Annotated in this window: 2 protein-coding genes and 1 pseudogene; all 3 read left to right on the top strand. The window is 52.1% G+C overall.

The window, feature by feature from the left end; translation table 11 throughout:
- The coding region (locus J5224_RS27075) for a MipA/OmpV family protein (RefSeq protein WP_264628243.1) at positions 1-435 on the top strand (435 nt) is incomplete at its 5' end.
- 95 nt (positions 436-530) lie between these two features.
- Positions 531-974, top strand: coding sequence for an acetyltransferase (locus J5224_RS27080; protein WP_264628244.1), 444 nt, complete (start codon positions 531-533; stop codon positions 972-974).
- A 217-nt stretch (positions 975-1,191) separates the two neighbouring features.
- A pseudogene (locus J5224_RS27085) lies at positions 1,192-1,633 on the top strand (methyl-accepting chemotaxis protein); the annotation flags it as partial.

A 1,633-nucleotide genomic window follows, 5' to 3' on the forward strand; every position in this document is an offset into this window, starting at 1 on the left:
CCCAGCGTTAACACCACGTTGACGGTTGGATGGGCACTAACGCCGTGGTTGCAGCTGGAAGGTGCCGCCACGTTGCCACTCAGCGATTCACAGGGCGGACAATACCGCACCGCGCTGACCGTGATCCCTTTTCAAAGCAGCAGTGATACGCTTGCATTACAAAGTGCTGCACTGTTTGGTGATGCACGTTATATGAACCGTTTTTACGGGGTTAACCGTGAGCAAAGCGCACGCGCTGGCTATTCCCGCTTCGATGCGCAGGGCGGATTTTACGCGGTGGAGAGCAGTCTGACCTGGGGACATCAGTTTACGCCGCACTGGGGAACGTCACTGAGCGTGGGTTACACCTGGCTCGGCGACCGGGCGGCAGAGAGTCCGATTGTGTACCGCCGTAATCAGACCAGTGGCATCATGGCGGTGAATTATACCTTTTGAGGGTACTCATCCATTTGTGGTTGGCAGCGCTCACACCCGGCGAGGATAATCTTGTTGTAATATAGGGTTTTCTGCCAGCCAGTATGAGGTTAGTTATGCTTCAGTTCCGCCCGTCAACCGCAGACGATATTCCGCGTATTATGGCTATTTGGCGTAACGCCGTTGATGCAACGCATCATTTTCTGACACCACGCGATCGCGCGGCGATTGATGCAGAACTTTGCGCCTTTTTCCCTCAGATTACGCTCACGCTGGCGCTGGAGTCCAACGGTAACATCGTCGGTTTTATGTATTTACATCATGGGCATCTGGAAGCGCTTTTTGTCGATGCCGATTCTCATGGCAAAGGCATTGGCCGTGCGCTGATCGGAGCTGCGTTGGCGCGCTATCCGCAACTGACCACCGATGTGAATGAACAAAATGTCCAAGCGCTGGCTTTCTATCAACGATTGGGTTTTGTGCGCACCGGGCGCTCTGCGCTCGACGGGCAAGGGCGGGCCTATCCGTTGCTGCATTTGCAATATCTGTCGCCGTTATGATGTTGTCTCTCGCTTTGCTACCACGAGAGAGCTGAGGGTTGTCGACATTGATGACGGCTCAGTCATTGCCTGTGAACGCAATAATTAACAATATCAGCATTTTGCATTGACTGTTTTGTTCTGTGATAGGGGTTGAAAATCACCGCTGTCCCGCTAAAGAAATCCCTGCTAACGTCGTTAAAAATAACGTATCCCCTATAAGATATGGACGTGTAGCATGTGCAAAAATGGCATTTTAAAAACCACGCAAGCGCGCTTTAGCCTATTTCTTATCGGCTTTTTCGGACTATTACTCATTCTCACGTTTGTGGTTATCCGCCAATTTGTTTCTCCCCAGTTGATTGAAAATGAAAGCAATCTGATCCGCCTCACCGTTGACCGTCAGGCACGAGCGATCACCGAACAAATGAACCGGGTGCAGGCGCAACAGAAAACCATCACCGAACTGGTCAGCGTATTAAGCAGCGAGCAGATTGATACGCTGCTCCCCAATCTGGTTAATCAGTACAACGATCTGAACGTGTTTGGCGGGGGGATTTGGCCATTACCGGGCGTGCGTGATGCGGCGCGCGATCGCTTCAGCACCTTTTTTGCCCGCGATGCGGCAGGCCAACTGCACGTCAATACGGTGTGGAACCAGCCGCAGTCAGAAAAATATT

Source organism: Candidatus Symbiopectobacterium sp. NZEC135, from assembly GCF_025962695.1.